The organism is Shinella curvata (assembly GCF_022899935.1).
GTDB classification, from domain to species: Bacteria; Pseudomonadota; Alphaproteobacteria; order Rhizobiales; family Rhizobiaceae; genus Shinella; species Shinella curvata.
Genome location: NZ_JALJCJ010000005.1, coordinates 466,748 through 480,967, shown reverse-complemented (window position 1 = coordinate 480,967; position 14,220 = coordinate 466,748). Strand labels below are relative to the sequence as shown.

12 protein-coding genes are annotated in these 14,220 nt (G+C 64.6%); 10 read left to right on the top strand and 2 right to left on the bottom strand.

Annotation, left to right across the window (positions count from 1 at the left end):
• Nucleotides 1-44: 44 nt before the first annotated feature.
• Both paaI and paaG read right to left on the bottom strand, forming a co-directional pair.
• On the bottom strand, nt 45-485 hold the full coding sequence (paaI, locus tag MUU55_RS20270; protein WP_244762572.1) for a hydroxyphenylacetyl-CoA thioesterase PaaI: 441 nt from the start codon (nt 483-485) through the stop codon (nt 45-47).
• A complete protein-coding gene (paaG, locus tag MUU55_RS20265) occupies nt 482-1,270 on the bottom strand; it encodes a 2-(1,2-epoxy-1,2-dihydrophenyl)acetyl-CoA isomerase PaaG (RefSeq protein WP_244762571.1) in 789 nt (262 codons plus the stop codon). The genes paaI and paaG overlap by 4 nt, the downstream gene beginning before the upstream one ends.
• Before the next feature lie 100 nt (nt 1,271-1,370).
• Between paaG and paaN the strand changes: the two genes are divergently transcribed.
• The 10 genes from paaN (at nt 1,371) to MUU55_RS20215 (ending at nt 14,187) form a co-directional block, all read left to right on the top strand.
• On the top strand, nt 1,371-3,032 hold the full coding sequence (gene paaN, locus MUU55_RS20260) for a phenylacetic acid degradation protein PaaN (RefSeq protein WP_244762570.1): 1,662 nt from the start codon (nt 1,371-1,373) through the stop codon (nt 3,030-3,032).
• 49 nt (nt 3,033-3,081) lie between these two features.
• Nucleotides 3,082-4,215, top strand: a complete 1,134-nt coding sequence (locus MUU55_RS20255) for an ABC transporter substrate-binding protein (RefSeq protein WP_244762569.1) — start codon at nt 3,082-3,084, stop codon at nt 4,213-4,215.
• Nucleotides 4,216-4,284: 69 nt separating this feature from the next.
• A complete protein-coding gene (locus MUU55_RS20250) occupies nt 4,285-5,157 on the top strand; it encodes a branched-chain amino acid ABC transporter permease (RefSeq protein WP_244762699.1) in 873 nt (290 codons plus the stop codon).
• A 2-nt stretch (nt 5,158-5,159) separates the two neighbouring features.
• Nucleotides 5,160-6,116: a branched-chain amino acid ABC transporter permease gene (locus MUU55_RS20245; RefSeq protein ID WP_244762568.1), complete on the top strand. Its 957-nt coding sequence runs from the start codon at nt 5,160-5,162 to the stop codon at nt 6,114-6,116.
• Nucleotides 6,113-6,898, top strand: a complete 786-nt coding sequence (locus MUU55_RS20240) for an ABC transporter ATP-binding protein (RefSeq protein WP_244762567.1) — start codon at nt 6,113-6,115, stop codon at nt 6,896-6,898. Before MUU55_RS20245 ends, MUU55_RS20240 begins: the two co-directional genes overlap by 4 nt.
• Complete coding sequence (locus MUU55_RS20235) at nt 6,885-7,586, top strand: ABC transporter ATP-binding protein (protein WP_244762566.1); 702 nt, start codon at nt 6,885-6,887, stop codon at nt 7,584-7,586. Before MUU55_RS20240 ends, MUU55_RS20235 begins: the two co-directional genes overlap by 14 nt.
• 4 nt (nt 7,587-7,590) lie before the next feature.
• Complete coding sequence (locus tag MUU55_RS20230) at nt 7,591-9,651, top strand: 3-hydroxyacyl-CoA dehydrogenase NAD-binding domain-containing protein (protein ID WP_244762565.1); 2,061 nt, start codon at nt 7,591-7,593, stop codon at nt 9,649-9,651.
• 80 nt (nt 9,652-9,731) lie between these two features.
• Complete coding sequence (locus MUU55_RS20225) at nt 9,732-10,658, top strand: helix-turn-helix domain-containing protein (RefSeq protein ID WP_244762564.1); 927 nt, start codon at nt 9,732-9,734, stop codon at nt 10,656-10,658.
• A gap of 114 nt (nt 10,659-10,772) precedes the next feature.
• Nucleotides 10,773-12,179, top strand: a complete 1,407-nt coding sequence (locus tag MUU55_RS20220; protein ID WP_244762563.1) for an aldehyde dehydrogenase family protein — start codon at nt 10,773-10,775, stop codon at nt 12,177-12,179.
• Nucleotides 12,180-12,207: 28 nt separating this feature from the next.
• A complete protein-coding gene (locus MUU55_RS20215; RefSeq protein ID WP_244762562.1) occupies nt 12,208-14,187 on the top strand; it encodes a copper amine oxidase in 1,980 nt (659 codons plus the stop codon).
• Nucleotides 14,188-14,220 lie beyond the last annotated feature (33 nt).

The window sequence follows — 14,220 nt, the reverse complement described above, 5'->3', positions numbered from 1 at the left end:
TTCTCCTCCAAGAATGTGCGGCAAGAATGTGGGTATGGTCTGCCTCATTCCGGCAGGTGCGTACCCTTGACTGTTCGCGAGTGGCCGCGGAATTCCGCGATGTGCTCGCCCTCCTGATTGATGATGCGGATATCGTAGATGCCGCCCCGCCCGCGGCGCGATACCTCGCGCGCCGTTGCCGTCAGCCGGTCGCCCTTGAAGGCCGGTGCGAGGAACGTCACCGAACAGTGCTGGGCGACGGTGCGCTGGTTGTAGGTGTTGCATGCGAAGGCGAAGGCCGAATCCGCTAGCGTGAACATGTAGCCGCCATGGCAGGTGCCGTGGCCGTTGGTCATGATCTCGGCGACGGTCATGGCGATCGTGGCCTCGCCGGGGGCGATGGAGGCGAGCTCCATACCGAGATGGCGGGTGGCGTTGTCGTCGTCCCACATGGCCTTGGCGCAGGCTTCCGCCAGCGCTTGCGGGGAAAGGGTCGCGGCGCTCATTTGCCTTTGAACTCCGGCTTGCGCTTTTCGAGGAAGGCGGAGACGCCCTCGGCATAGTCGGCGCTGCGGCCGGCCTCGCGTTGCAGGTCGCGTTCGAGGTCGAGCTGCTGGTCCAGCGAGTTGGTCGCTGCGGCCTGGATGGCGCGCTTGGTCATGCCGAGGCCACGCGTCGGGCCAGCGGCGAGGCGGGTGGCAAGCGCAGTTGCCTCTTCCATCAGCTTGTCGTCGTCGACGGCGCGCCAGATGAGGCCCCAGTCGGCGGCGGTTTCCGCGCCGAGCGGTTCGGCGGTCAGCGTCAGCGCCTTGGCGCGAGCTTCTCCGATGAGGTGCGGCAGGCTCCAGGTGCCGCCGGAATCCGGCACGAGGCCGATCTTGGAAAACGCCTGGATGAAGCGAGCGGAGCGGGCGGCCAAGGTGATGTCGCAGGCGAAAGCGATGTTGGCGCCGGCGCCGGCGGCAACGCCGTTGACGGCACAGATCACCGGCTTTTCGAGGCTGCGGATGAGACGGAGCAGCGGATTGTAGAAGGTCTCGATCGTGTGACCGAGATCCGGCACGCCCTTCTTCGGGTCGCGGTCGCCGAGATCCTGCCCCGCGCAGAAGCCGCGGCCGGCGCCGGTAAGCAACACGGCACGCACCGTTCCGTCGGCATGCGCCCGCTCGAAACCAGCACGCAGCGCCAGATGCATCTCTTCATTGAAGGCGTTGAGCTTGTCAGGGCGGTTCAGCGTGAGGGTGAGAACACCATCGGCAAGCGCCGACAGAATGGTGTCGGATGTGGACATTTTTCCTCCCTGTCGCCCTTCCCAGCGGCGACCGTAAAAAAACTCTTGCATAAACCGACCGGTCAGTCAATTATAAAAGCACTGACTGGGAGGAGCAGCCATGACCGCACTTTTCGAGCGCCATCGTCCGACGCTGGATGCAGCTTTGCAAGCGGCCGCCAAGCGTGATTTCTGGTCTGCCTATCCCGAAGTGCCGAGCGGCAAGATCTATGGCGAGACAGCCAAGGACGAGGGGCTCGCGGCCTACAAGGCGCGGCTCGGCAAGGCCTTCGTCCTCACCGATCATCCGGCGGAAGGCTCCGTTGGTGCGGAAGTGTCGCCTTACGGACCCTCTCTCGGCATCAACTATCCGGCAGCCTCCGCCGACATGCTGGTCATGGCGTCGCGCGCTGCCGCTCCGCAATGGGCCGCAGCCTCCCCGGAGGTGCGCACCGGCATCTGTCTCGAAATCCTCGCCCGCCTCAATGCGCGCAGTTTCGAAATGGCCAATGCCGTCATGCGCACGACGGGCCAGTCCTTCGCCATGGCTTTCCAGGCCGGCGGCCCGCATGCGCAGGACCGTGGCCTCGAAGCTGTCACCTATGCCTATGCCGAGATGACCCGCACGCCGGCGACGGCGATCTGGACCAAGCCGCAGGGCAAGGGCGAGCCGATCGTCATGGAAAAACACTGGCGCATCGTTCCGCGCGGTGTTTCGCTGGTCATCGGCTGCAACACCTTCCCGACCTGGAACAGCTATCCCGGCCTCTTCGCCAGCCTTGCCACCGGCAATACCGTCATCGTCAAGCCGCATCCGGCTGCCATCCTGCCGCTCGCCATCACCGTCGAGATCGCCCGCCAAGTGCTGGTGGAAGAGGGTTTTGCCGCCGATATCGTGCTGCTTGCTGCCGATGCGCCCGGTTCCGAAATCACCAGGGATCTCGTGCAGCATCCGGCCGTCGCCATCGTCGACTACACCGGCTCCAGCAGTTTTGGAGCCTGGGTCCGTGAAAACGCCGGCACCGCCGACGTCTACACGGAAGAGGCGGGCGTCAACTCCATCGTCATCGGCGCCACCGACAATTTTGCCGGCATGTGCAGTAACATCGCCTTCTCGCTGTCGCTCTATTCCGGCCAGATGTGCACCGCCCCGCAGGATATCTTTGTTCCCCGTGGTGGCATCGAAACGAACGAGGGCCACAAGAGTTTTGACGCGGTTGCTGCCGGGATCGCCGCCGCCGTCGATGGACTGCTCGCCGACCCGGCGCGCGCCGCCGGTGTCTGCGGCGCTATTGCCAATCCGGCAACACTCGCCCGCATCGCGACAGTCCGTTCGCTCGGCCGCGTCGTGCGGGATTCCGTACCGGTCGAGGGCCTTGACGACGCGCGCACGGCAACGCCGCTTATCCTCGCCGTCGACGCGGCGGACAGCGAAACCTATGCGGAAGAACGCTTCGGCCCCATCGCCTTCGTCGTCGCGGTCGATGATGTCGTCGATGGCGTGAACCGCGCGGCCGACCTCGCCGAGCGCAAGGGCGCGATCACCGCGGCCCTTTATGCCACCGACGAGGCGCAGATCCTTGCCGCCGCCGACCGGTTTGCCGCGGCGGGCGTCAATCTTTCGGTCAACCTGACCGGAGGCATCTACGTCAACCAGAGTGCCGCCTTCAGCGATTTCCACGTCACCGGTGCGAACCCGGCAGGCAATGCCAGCTTGACGGATGCGGCTTTCGTCGCCAACCGGTTCCGCGTGGTCATGTGGCGCCGCCCCGTGGCGGCGTGAGAGGAGTTTTCGCTTTAACCCTTTGTCTTTGTTGGGAGGAGAAACCGACATGAAATTTGCGCTCACCACCACGGCCCTTGCCCTGATCCTTGCCGCACCCGCGCTTGCCGATATCAAGATCGGCGCGACCATTTCCGAAACCGGCCCCGCCTCGTTCCTTGGCGACCCGGAAGCCAAGACGCTGAAGCTGCTGGTCGAGGAGATCAACGCGGCCGGCGGCGTCAACGGCGAGAAGCTGGAACTCGTCATCTATGACGATGGCGGCGACCCGAACAAGGCGCGCACCTTTGCTACCCGCCTCGTGGAAGATGACGAAGTGGTGGCCGTGATCGGCGGCACGACCACCGGCACTTCCATGGCGATCATCCCGGTCTTCGAGGATGCCGAAGTCCCCTTCATCTCGCTGGCCGGCGCCATCGAGATCATCGATCCGGTCAAGCCCTACACCTTCAAGACGCCGCACACGGACCGCATGGCCTGTGCGAAGATCTTTGAAGACATGAAGAAGAACGCCATCACCAAGATCGGCATGATCTCGGGTTCCGATGGTTTTGGCGCCTCCATGCACAAGCAGTGCCTGTCGATCGTTGGCGACTACGGCATCGAGGTGCTGGCCGATGAGACCTATGGCCCGACCGACGCCGACATGACGCCGCAGCTCACCAACATCAAGGGCAAGGAGGGCATCCAGGCCGTGCTGAACCCCGGTTTCGGCCAGGGCCCGGCGATCGTCACGCGCAACTACGCCCAGCTCGCCGTCGGCCTGCCGCTCTATCAGTCGCATGGCGTGGCCTCGGATGGGTTCATCGAGCTTGCCGGTGCGGAAGCCGCCGAAGGCGTGCGCCTGCCGGGCACGGCTCTGCTCGTCGCCAAACTGCTGCCGGAAAGTGATCCGCAGCGCGCTGTCGTCACCGCCTACAAGGACGCGTATGAGAAGGCGACCGGCAAGCCGGTCTCGACCTTCGGCGGTTATGCCCATGATGCGCTGCGCATCCTCGTCGATGCCATCACGCGCGCCGGCAGCGCCGAGCCTTCCGATATCCGCGATGCGATCGAGGCGACCAAGGGCCTCGTCGGCACGACGGGCACCGTCACCATGACGGCCGAGGACCACCTCGGTCTCGACCTCTCGGCCTTCCGCATGCTGCAGATCGAAAAGGGCGGCTGGAAGATCGTCGAGTAATCGAACCCTCCGGACCGCGCTTTTAGGGTGCGGGCCGGCGGAAACGTCGTGCGCGAAGCGGAGGCCACCATGCCCGAACTGCTGCAATTCCTTCTGTCCGGGATCACGGTCGGCGCGGTCTATGCGCTGGTCGCACTCGGCTTCACGATCATCTACAACGCTTCCGACGTCGTGAACTTCGCCCAGGGCGAGTTCGTTATGCTCGGCGGCATGATCACCTTCTTCGCGCACGCCGCCGGCCTGCCGCTGCCGTTGGCGGCGCTCATCGCCATCATCGTCACTGCGGCGATCGGTGTGGCGCTCAACAAGCTCGCCATCGAGCCAGCGCGCGGCGCCCCGGTCGTCTCGCTGATCATCATCACCATCGGCGCATCGATCTTCATCCGTGGGGCGACGCAACTCGTCTTCGACAAGCAGCTGCACCGCTTCCCGGCCTTTTCCGGCGACCAGCCGATCCTGATCGGCGGCGCGACCATCCTGCCGCAAAGCCTGTGGGTCATTGCCGGCGCGCTCGCTGTCTTCATCTGTCTCTGGCTGTTCTTCACGCGCACGCTGATCGGCCGCGCGGTGCTCGCGACCGCAAACAACCGCGTTGCCGCCCAGCTCGTCGGCATCAACACCAATTATGTGATGACGCTCTCGTTTGCCATGTCCGCCGCCATCGGCGCGCTCGCCGGCGTGCTGGTGACGCCGATCACGCTGACGGGCTACGATGTCGGTCTCGCGCTGGCGCTGAAGGGCTTTGCCGCCGCCATGCTCGGCGGCATGGGCAATCCGAAGGGGGCGCTGGTCGGTGGCCTGCTGCTTGGCGTGCTGGAGGCGATGACGGCGGGCTATGTCAGCTCGCAATACAAGGATGCGGCCGCTTTCGTCGTCATCCTCGCCGTGCTCTTCGCCATGCCGCAGGGCCTCTTCGGCCGCAAGTCGACGGATCGGGTGTGATCATGCGGCTCTCCAGCAAGGTTACCACGCTCCTCATCCTCGCCGCGGTCATCGCGATCGCGCCGGTCTTCTTCCCGTCGTCCTACTATTTCCGGGTGGGATCGCTGATCTTCGTCAACGGCCTCGCGGTGACGGGTCTTGTCATCCTTATCGGCTATGCCGGCCAGATCAGCCTGGGCCATGCCGGTTTCGCGGGCATCGGTGCCTATGCCTGTGCACTGGCGCCCGTCCATCTCGGCCTGCATCCGGCACTTGCCGCGCTGCTCGGCGCGCTTCTCTCGGCGGCTATCGCCTATCTCGTCGGCCGGCCGATCCTGCGGCTCAAGGGCTATTATCTCGCCGTCGCCAGCCTCGGCTTCGGCATCCTGGTCTCCATGGTGCTCTCGAACGAGGCGCAACTGACCGGCGGGCCGGATGGCATGGCGGTGCCGGAACTGGGGCTTCGCGCCGTTTTGAAGGCGATCGGCATCGACCTTTCGAACACCGAATTCTGGTATGCCTTCTCAGGCCTCGTGCTGGTGATCGGCGCCTGGCTTGCGCTCAACCTTTACCATAGCCCGACCGGCCGCGCGCTCAGGGCGCTGCACGGTTCGGAAGTCGCGGCCCGCACGGTCGGCGTCGATGTCGCGCACTACAAGCTCGTCGCCTTCGTCATCTCCGCAGTCTACGCGTCTGTCTCGGGCTCGCTGCTGGCGTTGCAGAACAAGTTCATAACGCCAGACGTCGCAGGCTTCATGCATTCGATCGAGATGGTCACCATGACGGTGCTCGGTGGTGCCGGCTCGGTGCTCGGTGCCATCCTCGGTGCGGCGATCCTGACGACGCTGCCGCAGGTACTGACGATCTTCCAGGAGTACGAACAGCTCATGCTCGGCCTCGTCATGATGCTCGTCATGATCTTCATGCGCGAGGGCCTGCTGCCCTCCATTGCGCGCCGCATCCGGGGGAGGGCAGAATGAGCCTGCTTCAGATCGAAGGTTTGGGCATCGATTTCGGCGGCCTGCGCGCCGTCAACGATGTCGGCTTCTCCTTGAAACCCGGCGAGATCGTCTCCGTCATCGGCCCGAACGGTGCCGGCAAGACGACGCTGTTTAATATGATTTCCGGCGTCTATGCCCCGGCGCGCGGCCGGGTCGTGCTGGATGGCGAGGACGTCACCCGCATGCCGCCGCATCTTCTGGCGCGCCGCGGCCTGTCGCGCACCTTCCAGAACCTCCAGATTTTTCAATCGATGAGCGTTCTGGAAAACGCCGTTGCCGGCCATCACCTGCATGAACGTGGCTCGGTCTTCGCCGATCTGTTCTCGTTGCCTGCCGCACGCCGCCGCAGCAAGGCATCCGAGGACAGCGCCCGCGCGCTTCTCGACCGCGTCGGCCTCGGGCGCGCTGCCGAACAGGAGGCAAGCTCGCTCTCCTATGGCGCACTGAAGCGGCTGGAAATTGCCCGTGCGCTGGCGCTGAAACCCCGTGTGCTGCTGCTCGACGAACCGGCCGCCGGCTGCAACGCGGTCGAGACGGAAGAGATCGATCACCTCATCGCACAGGTCGCCGCTGAAGGCGTGTCGATCCTGCTGGTGGAGCACGACATGAAAATGGTCATGCGCATTTCCAACCATATCGTGGTGCTCGATCACGGCGAGAAGATCGCCGAAGGCGAGCCGACGGCGATTTCACGCAATCCGCGCGTCGTCGAAGCCTATCTCGGCGTCCAAGCGACGGAGGCGAAACATGTTGACCGTTGAGGGACTGCGCTCGCGCTATGGTCGCATCGAGGTGCTGCACGGCATCGATCTCGATGTCGCGTCCGGCGAAATCGTCACGGTGGTCGGCGCGAACGGCGCCGGCAAGACGACACTGCTCAAATGTCTCTCCGGCATCCAGCCGGTGTCTGCCGGCTCGATCGTCTTTCGCGGCGAGACGCTGACAACGGTGCCGGCACATGCCCGCGTTCGGCGCGGCCTCGCCCAGTCGCCGGAGGGGCGGCAGATTTTCACCAATCTGACGGTCGAGGAAAATCTTCGCCTCGGCGCCTATCTCTTCGCCGACGACAAGGTGGAGCGCGACATGCAGGACGCCTTTGCGATGTTCCCGATCCTCAAGGAGAAGCGGAACCTCGCGGCGGGCGGCCTGTCCGGCGGCCAGCAGCAGATGCTGGCGATCGCCCGCGCCCTGATGGCGCGGCCGTCCTGCCTGCTTCTCGACGAGCCGAGCATGGGTCTCGCCCCCATCCTCGTCGCGCAGATCTTCGATGTGGTGAAGAGCCTGAAGGCGCTCGACGTCACCGTGCTGCTCGTCGAGCAGAACGCCTTTGGCGCGCTCTCCGTCGCCGATCGCGGCTATGTCATGGAGACGGGGCGCATCACCATGTCCGGTCCCGCCGCCGACCTGATCGCGGATGAACGCATCCGCGCCGCTTACCTGGGAATATGACACCATGACCGTCACCATCGCCCGCGAAAACGCCATCGCCGTCGTTACCGTCGATAACCCGCCCGTCAATGCGCTGTCGCAGGCGCTGCGGCAGGCGCTCGTCGAGGCGGTGGCGGAACTCGATGCGGATGCCGCGGTGAAGGCCGTCGTGCTGATCTGCGCGGGCCGCACCTTCATCGCCGGCGCCGATGTCAACGAGTTCGGGAAGCCGCCGCAGCCGCCGCTTCTGCCGGATGTGGTAGCGACCATCGAGGGTGCGAAAAAGCCCTGGGTCGCGGCCATTCATGGCAGCGCGCTCGGCGGCGGGCTTGAAGTGGCGCTCGGCTGCGCCTATCGCGTGGCGGTAGCCTCCGCCAGTCTCGGCCTGCCGGAAGTCAAGCTCGGCATCATTCCCGGCGCCGGCGGCACGGTGCGCCTGCTGCGCCTGATCGGCTCTGCTGCAGCCGTTGATCTCGTGACGAGCGGCAGCCCGGTTGGCGCGACGAAGGCCGAGGGGCTCGGTCTCATCGATGCAATTGTCGATGGCGACTTGCGCGCCGGCGCTATCGGCTTCGCAAACGGCATTGCTGAAAAATCCCTGCCGCAACCGATCTCCAGCCGCGCGGTGCCGGCCGTCGAACCCGGCTTCTGGGAGAATGCCGAAAAGGCCGTTGCCGCCAAGGCGAAGCGCGAGGTCGCGCCGCTGCGGGCACTCGCCAGTGTGCGCAAGGCCAGTGAGACGGATTTTTCCGATGCCATGGCCTTTGAGCGCGAAACCTTTCTCGCTCTGCGCGGCTCCGAACAGGCCGCAGCCCTGCGCCATGTCTTCTTCGCCGAGCGCGCCGCGCCGCGCCCGCCGGAGCTTGCCGGCATCACGCCGCGCGATATCCGTTCGGCTGCCGTTGTCGGCGGCGGCACGATGGGGGCGGGCATCGCCGCAGCCCTGCGCGATGCCGGCTTGCCGGTGGTTCTCATCGAGCGCGACGCCACGGCAGTCGAGCGCGGGCTTGCCAATATACGCGCGATCTACGACGGCTCCGTCAAACGTGGGCGCCTGACGCAGGAGGCTGCCGATCAGCGCATGGCCGGCGTGACCGGCGGCGATAACTATGGTCTACTGGCCGATACGGACCTCGTCATCGAAGCCGTCTTCGAGGATCTCGCGGTCAAGCGCGCCGTCTTCGAAAAACTCTCGTCGGTCTGCAGGCCGGATGCGGTGCTGGCCACCAATACCTCCTATCTCGATCCGAACGCGATCAGCGAAGGCGTAAGCCATCCCGAACGTTTCCTCGGCCTGCATTTCTTCAGCCCGGCGCACGTCATGAAGCTGCTGGAGATCGTGCTGACGGAAGCGACCTCTCCCGAGGTTCTGGCGACCGGCTTCGCCCTTGCCCGCCAGCTTGGCAAGATCCCGGTTCGCGCCGGCATCTGCGACGGTTTCATCGGCAACCGCATCCTGAAGGTGACGCGCGCGCAGGCCGAACGGCTGCTGCTCTCCGGCGCTACGCCATCGGCCATCGATGCCGCCATGCGCGCCTTCGGCCTGCCGATGGGGCCGTTCGAAGCGCAGGATCTCGGCGGTCTCGACATCGCCGCTTTCCAGCGCAAGGCTGCGCGTGAGCGCGGCGAAATACCCTTCGCGCCGGTGGCGGAACGGCTTTGCGCCCTCGGCCGATTCGGCCAGAAGACCGGCGGCGGCTGGTACGATTATCAGCCGGGCGACCGCGCGCCAAAACCATCGGAGACCGTGGCGACCGTCATCGCCGAAGAGGCCACGGGTCGTCCGCAGCATGCTTGGGACGAGGCCTCGATCGCCGATGCCATCATCCTGCCGATGGTCAACGAGGCGACGCGTATTCTGGAGGAGCGCGTGGCGCTCCGCTCCGCCGATATCGATCTGGTGAAAATCCACGGTTACGGCTTTCCGCGCTGGCGCGGTGGACCGATGCACTATGCCGAAGCGCGCGGGCTTGCCGAGGTTGTGGCAGTGCTCGACCGCCTTGCTGCGGAAGGCCTCGCCGATCCGCCCTGCGAGGGGCTGCGCCAGGCGGCGCAAGGCGATAGTTTTGCAGCGATTGCAGGGTAGAGAACGATAGGCAAGCGCTGCGCACTGTGATGAGATAGGTTTGGGAGAACAGGCATTCTGCTGGAGCCGGGGAGGGCGCGATGCAGTCGCTGATGACGCCGGGACACAAGCCGGTACAGGTGGAAATTCTCGAGGCGGAGATCCGGCGGGTCTGCGGTTCCTTCGATCTTGAGCCGATGCGGCGCACGGGCGTCGTCAATGGCGATGTCACCACGCGGCGCGTCGGCCCGTTCGACACGGCGATCGTGGCGCTCGATGCCTCGGAGGTTGCGCGCAACACCCGCTCCATCCGTCAAGATCCTGGCGAGCATTTTTTCCTGCTGGTTCAGGATGCCGGCCAGTGTCGGGTTGAGCAGGGCGATCAGGTGGCGGAGCTTTTGCCCGGCGACATGTTCCTCGTCGATTCCGTCAAGCCATCGACCTTCCTCTATCGTGGGGAACGCTCGAACCAGGTGTCGCTGCACATTCCGCGCGACGAGATCGTTCACCGTTTCGGCACGCTATGCACCGGCGGTCTTTCGATCTCGCGTGACGATCCGCTCTGGCTCGCCATGCGTGCCGTCATCGCAAAGATGCTCATGGAGGAGGGCGCGCAGGCGCAGCTCGGCGAAGCGTTCCTGTGCCTCATGGGCGCCTACCTGCATTCGACGCGCGTGATGGGCGCCACCAGCCCGGCCGAGACGCTGCTTTCGCGCGCGCTCGCGATGATCGACCGTCACCGCGCGGACCCGGGCTTCGGCCCACGCGAACTGGCATCCCGCCTCAACGTGCCGGAACGTACATTGCAGCGACATTTCCGGCCGCTCGGAGAAACACCCGGCCATCGCTTGCTCAATCGCCGGCTGGAGCTTGCTCATGCGCGGCTCTCCGACCGCAAGGGTGAACACCTTGCCGAAGGCGTGACTGCCGTCGCCTTCGATTGCGGTTTCAACGATCTTTCCTATTTCTACCGCGAATTCCGCAAGAAATACGGCACGACGCCGGGTGCGGTCGCGCGTTGCCATTGACGCTTTTGTCCAAAAGGCGGGACGGCACCGTCCAAGTCTGACGCCCCGCCCCCTTATATTCTCTGCCACCAGATGTGCCCGCCGGAGGTGGGCCGTTCCTTGGAGGAGGCGGAAATGATGGAGTTCAAGGCAACCATCGGCGGCAAGCCGGCAGCAGTCGGCTCGGACTTTGCCGTGCTGAACCCGGCGACGGGTGAGGAAGTGGGCCGCGCGCCGAACATGGGTGGAGCGGAGTTGGATGCCGCCGTCGCCGTCGCCAAGGCAGCGTTCGCGACCTGGTCGGTGCAGAGCGACGAGGCTCTACAGGCCGCCTGCGCTGCCGTGACGGCGAAGATCGAGGAGCATGCGGCAGAGCTTGCCGAGATCATCACGCTGGAGCAGGGCAAGCCGCTGAACGGTCTCGGCTCGCGCTGGGAGATCGGCGGCGCCGTTGCCTGGGCTGGCTACACGACCGGGCTCTCGATCCCCGTCAAGGTGCTGCAGGATAACGAACAGGGCCGGATCGAACTGACGCGCAAGCCGCTCGGCGTCGTCGGCTCCATCACGCCGTGGAATTTCCCTGTCATGATCGCCGTCTGGCATATCCTGCCGGCGCTGCGCACGGGCAATACGGTTGTGGTCAAACCCTCGCCCTATACGCCGCTCTCGACGCTGCGCCTCGTCGAGATCATGAACGAGGTTCTGCCGCCGGGTGTCGTCAATGTCGTGACGGGCGACGACAAGGCCTTCAATCTCGGCGGCGCCATGTCGGCGCATCCGGATATTCGCAAGATGGTCTTCACCGGCTCCTGTGCCACCGGCCAGAAGGTCATGCAATCGGCGGCCGAGACCATGAAACGGCTGACGCTGGAACTGGGCGGCAACGATGCCGGTATCGTGCTGCCGGATGCCGATCCGCAAGCGATTGCCGAGGGCCTTTTCTGGGGCGCCTTCATCAACAACGGCCAGACCTGCGCGGCGATGAAGCGGCTCTATGTGCACGACAGCATTCACGACGCCGTCTGTGATGCGCTCGTCGCCTATGCGAAGGCGATCCCCGTCGGCAACGGCATGGAGGAGACGAGCATTCTCGGACCGATCCAGAACCGGATGCAGTTCGACAAGGTGTCGCGCCTTGTCGCGGATGCCAAGGGACGCGGCAAGGTGCTGCTCGGCGGTGTGCCGGGCGAGGGCCTGTTCTTCCCGCCGACTATCGTCGCCGGTCTTCGCAACGGCGATGCGCTGGTCGACGAGGAGCAGTTCGGCCCGGCGTTGCCGATCATCCGTTATTCCGATGTCGAGGAGGCGATCCGGCTGGCCAATGACAGCCCGAACGGGCTCGGCGGTTCCATCTGGTCGTCCGACATTGCGGCGGCGAAGAAGGTCGCGAGCCGCCTCGCCTGCGGCTCCGTCTGGATCAACAAACACGGCGCCATCCAGCCCAATGCGCCCTTCGGCGGCGTGAAGGCCTCAGGTATCGGCGTCGAATTCGCCGAGGAGGGGCTCGCCGAATACACCGATATCCAGGTGGTCTTCGCCTGATAGAACCATGCAAGAAGAGGGAACGATCATGAGAGTTTTGAAACACCTGGCCTCGACGGCGCTGGCACTAGGCCTTGCCGCCGGTGCTGCGGCCGCCCATCCGCTCGACGGGCTGACAGCCGAGGAATACCAGAAGATCAACCAGATCCTGCGTGACGGAAAGGTTGTGGACGACAACACGCTTTATCCGCTGATCGAGCTGAAGGAGCCGGCCAAGGCCGATGTGCTCGCCTGGAAGGAGGGCGCCACGCTCGACCGCAAGGCGATGGTGCATTTCACCAGCGCAGAAGGTTTCAGCGAGGCGGTGGTCAACATCACCAAGGGCACGGTCGAGAGCAACGAGAAGACCAAGGGCCAGCCCATGGTGCTCTTCACCGAATTCATGGGCGCGCTGGAAGGCGCGCTCGGTCATCCCGAGATGGCGGCGGGCCTTGCCAAGCGCGGGCTGAAGCCGGAGCAGGCCTTCTGCCTGCCGCTGACGGGCGGCAACTTCTTCACCGAGGAATACCAGAACTCCCGCCTGATGAAGGTGCCCTGCTATCAGGTGCCCGAAGGCTCCAATTTCTACGCCAAGCCGATTGAAAACCTCTTCGCCATCTACGACATCGGCAAAAAGGAAGTGGTGCGCGTCGTCGATCTCGGCGTCGTCGACCTGCCAAAGGACGCTTGGGGTTATACGGAGGAGGAGGTCGCCAAGCGTCTGCCGCTGCGGCCGGAATCCAACCCCGTCAAGCTGGTGCAGGAAGGCGGCCCGAACTACAAGATCGACGGCAGCCATATCGAATGGGACATGTGGCGCTTCAACTTCCGCGTCGACAAGCGTCCCGGCCTCGTCGTCTCCAATCTCGACGTCAACGATGCCGGCACCTGGCGCTCAGTCATCTACCAGGCGCATCTTTCCGAGGTCTTCGTGCCCTATATGGACCCGTCTGAAGGCTGGTACTGGCGCACCTACATGGACAGCGGGGAATACGGTTTCGGTCTGTTTCTGACGCCGCTGCGCGCTGGTATCGACTGCCCCGCGCACGCCACTTTCCTGCCGGCGACCATCGCCGACGACAAGGGTTCGCCTTTGGTCATCCCGGATGCGGTCTGTGTCTTCGAGCGCAGCATCGGCGATCCGGCCTGGCGCCACTTCGAAGTCTTTGCCCAGACGCCTGAAAAGCCGGTTCCGGCCGAGGGGCGCCCGGCGACGGAACTGGTGGTGCGCACCGCCTCGGAAGTCGGCAACTATGACTATCTCATCGACTACCGCCTGCAGCAGAACGGTCAGGTCAACATCTATGTCGGCGCGACCGGCCTCGATGCGGTGAAGGGCGTCGCCTCCACGTCGATGAAGGACCCGACGGCAAAGGCCGATACGGCGCACGGCACGCTGATCGCGCCGAACCTCGTCGCCGCCAACCACGACCACTACTTCAACTTCCGCATCGACTTCGACGTCGACCAGCCGGTGAACCATTTCTCGACGATGGACATCGTGCCGGCGAAGCTCGATGCGTCAAGCCCGCGCAAGTCGATGTGGACGGTCGAGCACAAGATGCCGATGACGGAAATGGAGGCGCGCTACAAGCTCTCCTCCTCGCAGCCGCGCTACTTCCATATCTCCAACCCGTCACGCGAAGGTTATCTCGGTCACGAGCCGGGCTACATGATCCATCACGGCGACGTCTCCTACGGCCCGTTCGATTTCGAGAACGACCCGCCGATGAAGCGCAACGCCTATATCGAATATTCGGTGTGGAACACGGTCTATGACCCGGATCAACGGTATGCCGGTGGCAAGTTCGCCATGCAGAGCGATGGATCGGATACGCTTGCCGAATGGGTGAAGAAGGACCAAAACCTGATGGGCAAGGACATCGTCACCTGGTTCTCCGCCGGTTTCCATCACATTCCGCGCATGGAGGACTGGCCGGTCATGTCGACGGAGTGGAAGACCGTGCACATCATGCCGCACAACTTCTTCGCCCATAACCCGGCACTGACGATCCGCAATCCGAAGTGAAGATAGACGAGGCATGGCATATGCCATGCCTCG

Coding starts and splice junctions, on each gene's coding strand:
- MUU55_RS20220 (WP_244762563.1), top strand. CDS start 10,773: ATGATGGAGTTCAAGGCAACCATCGGCGGCAAGCCGGCAGCAGTCGGC.
- MUU55_RS20240 (WP_244762567.1), top strand. CDS start 6,113: ATGAGCCTGCTTCAGATCGAAGGTTTGGGCATCGATTTCGGCGGCCTG.
- paaN (WP_244762570.1), top strand. CDS start 1,371: ATGACCGCACTTTTCGAGCGCCATCGTCCGACGCTGGATGCAGCTTTG.
- MUU55_RS20230 (WP_244762565.1), top strand. CDS start 7,591: ATGACCGTCACCATCGCCCGCGAAAACGCCATCGCCGTCGTTACCGTC.
- paaI (WP_244762572.1), bottom strand. CDS start 485: ATGAGCGCCGCGACCCTTTCCCCGCAAGCGCTGGCGGAAGCCTGCGCC.
- paaG (WP_244762571.1), bottom strand. CDS start 1,270: ATGTCCACATCCGACACCATTCTGTCGGCGCTTGCCGATGGTGTTCTC.
- MUU55_RS20250 (WP_244762699.1), top strand. CDS start 4,285: ATGCCCGAACTGCTGCAATTCCTTCTGTCCGGGATCACGGTCGGCGCG.
- MUU55_RS20225 (WP_244762564.1), top strand. CDS start 9,732: ATGCAGTCGCTGATGACGCCGGGACACAAGCCGGTACAGGTGGAAATT.
- MUU55_RS20235 (WP_244762566.1), top strand. CDS start 6,885: ATGTTGACCGTTGAGGGACTGCGCTCGCGCTATGGTCGCATCGAGGTG.
- MUU55_RS20245 (WP_244762568.1), top strand. CDS start 5,160: ATGCGGCTCTCCAGCAAGGTTACCACGCTCCTCATCCTCGCCGCGGTC.
- MUU55_RS20215 (WP_244762562.1), top strand. CDS start 12,208: ATGAGAGTTTTGAAACACCTGGCCTCGACGGCGCTGGCACTAGGCCTT.
- MUU55_RS20255 (WP_244762569.1), top strand. CDS start 3,082: ATGAAATTTGCGCTCACCACCACGGCCCTTGCCCTGATCCTTGCCGCA.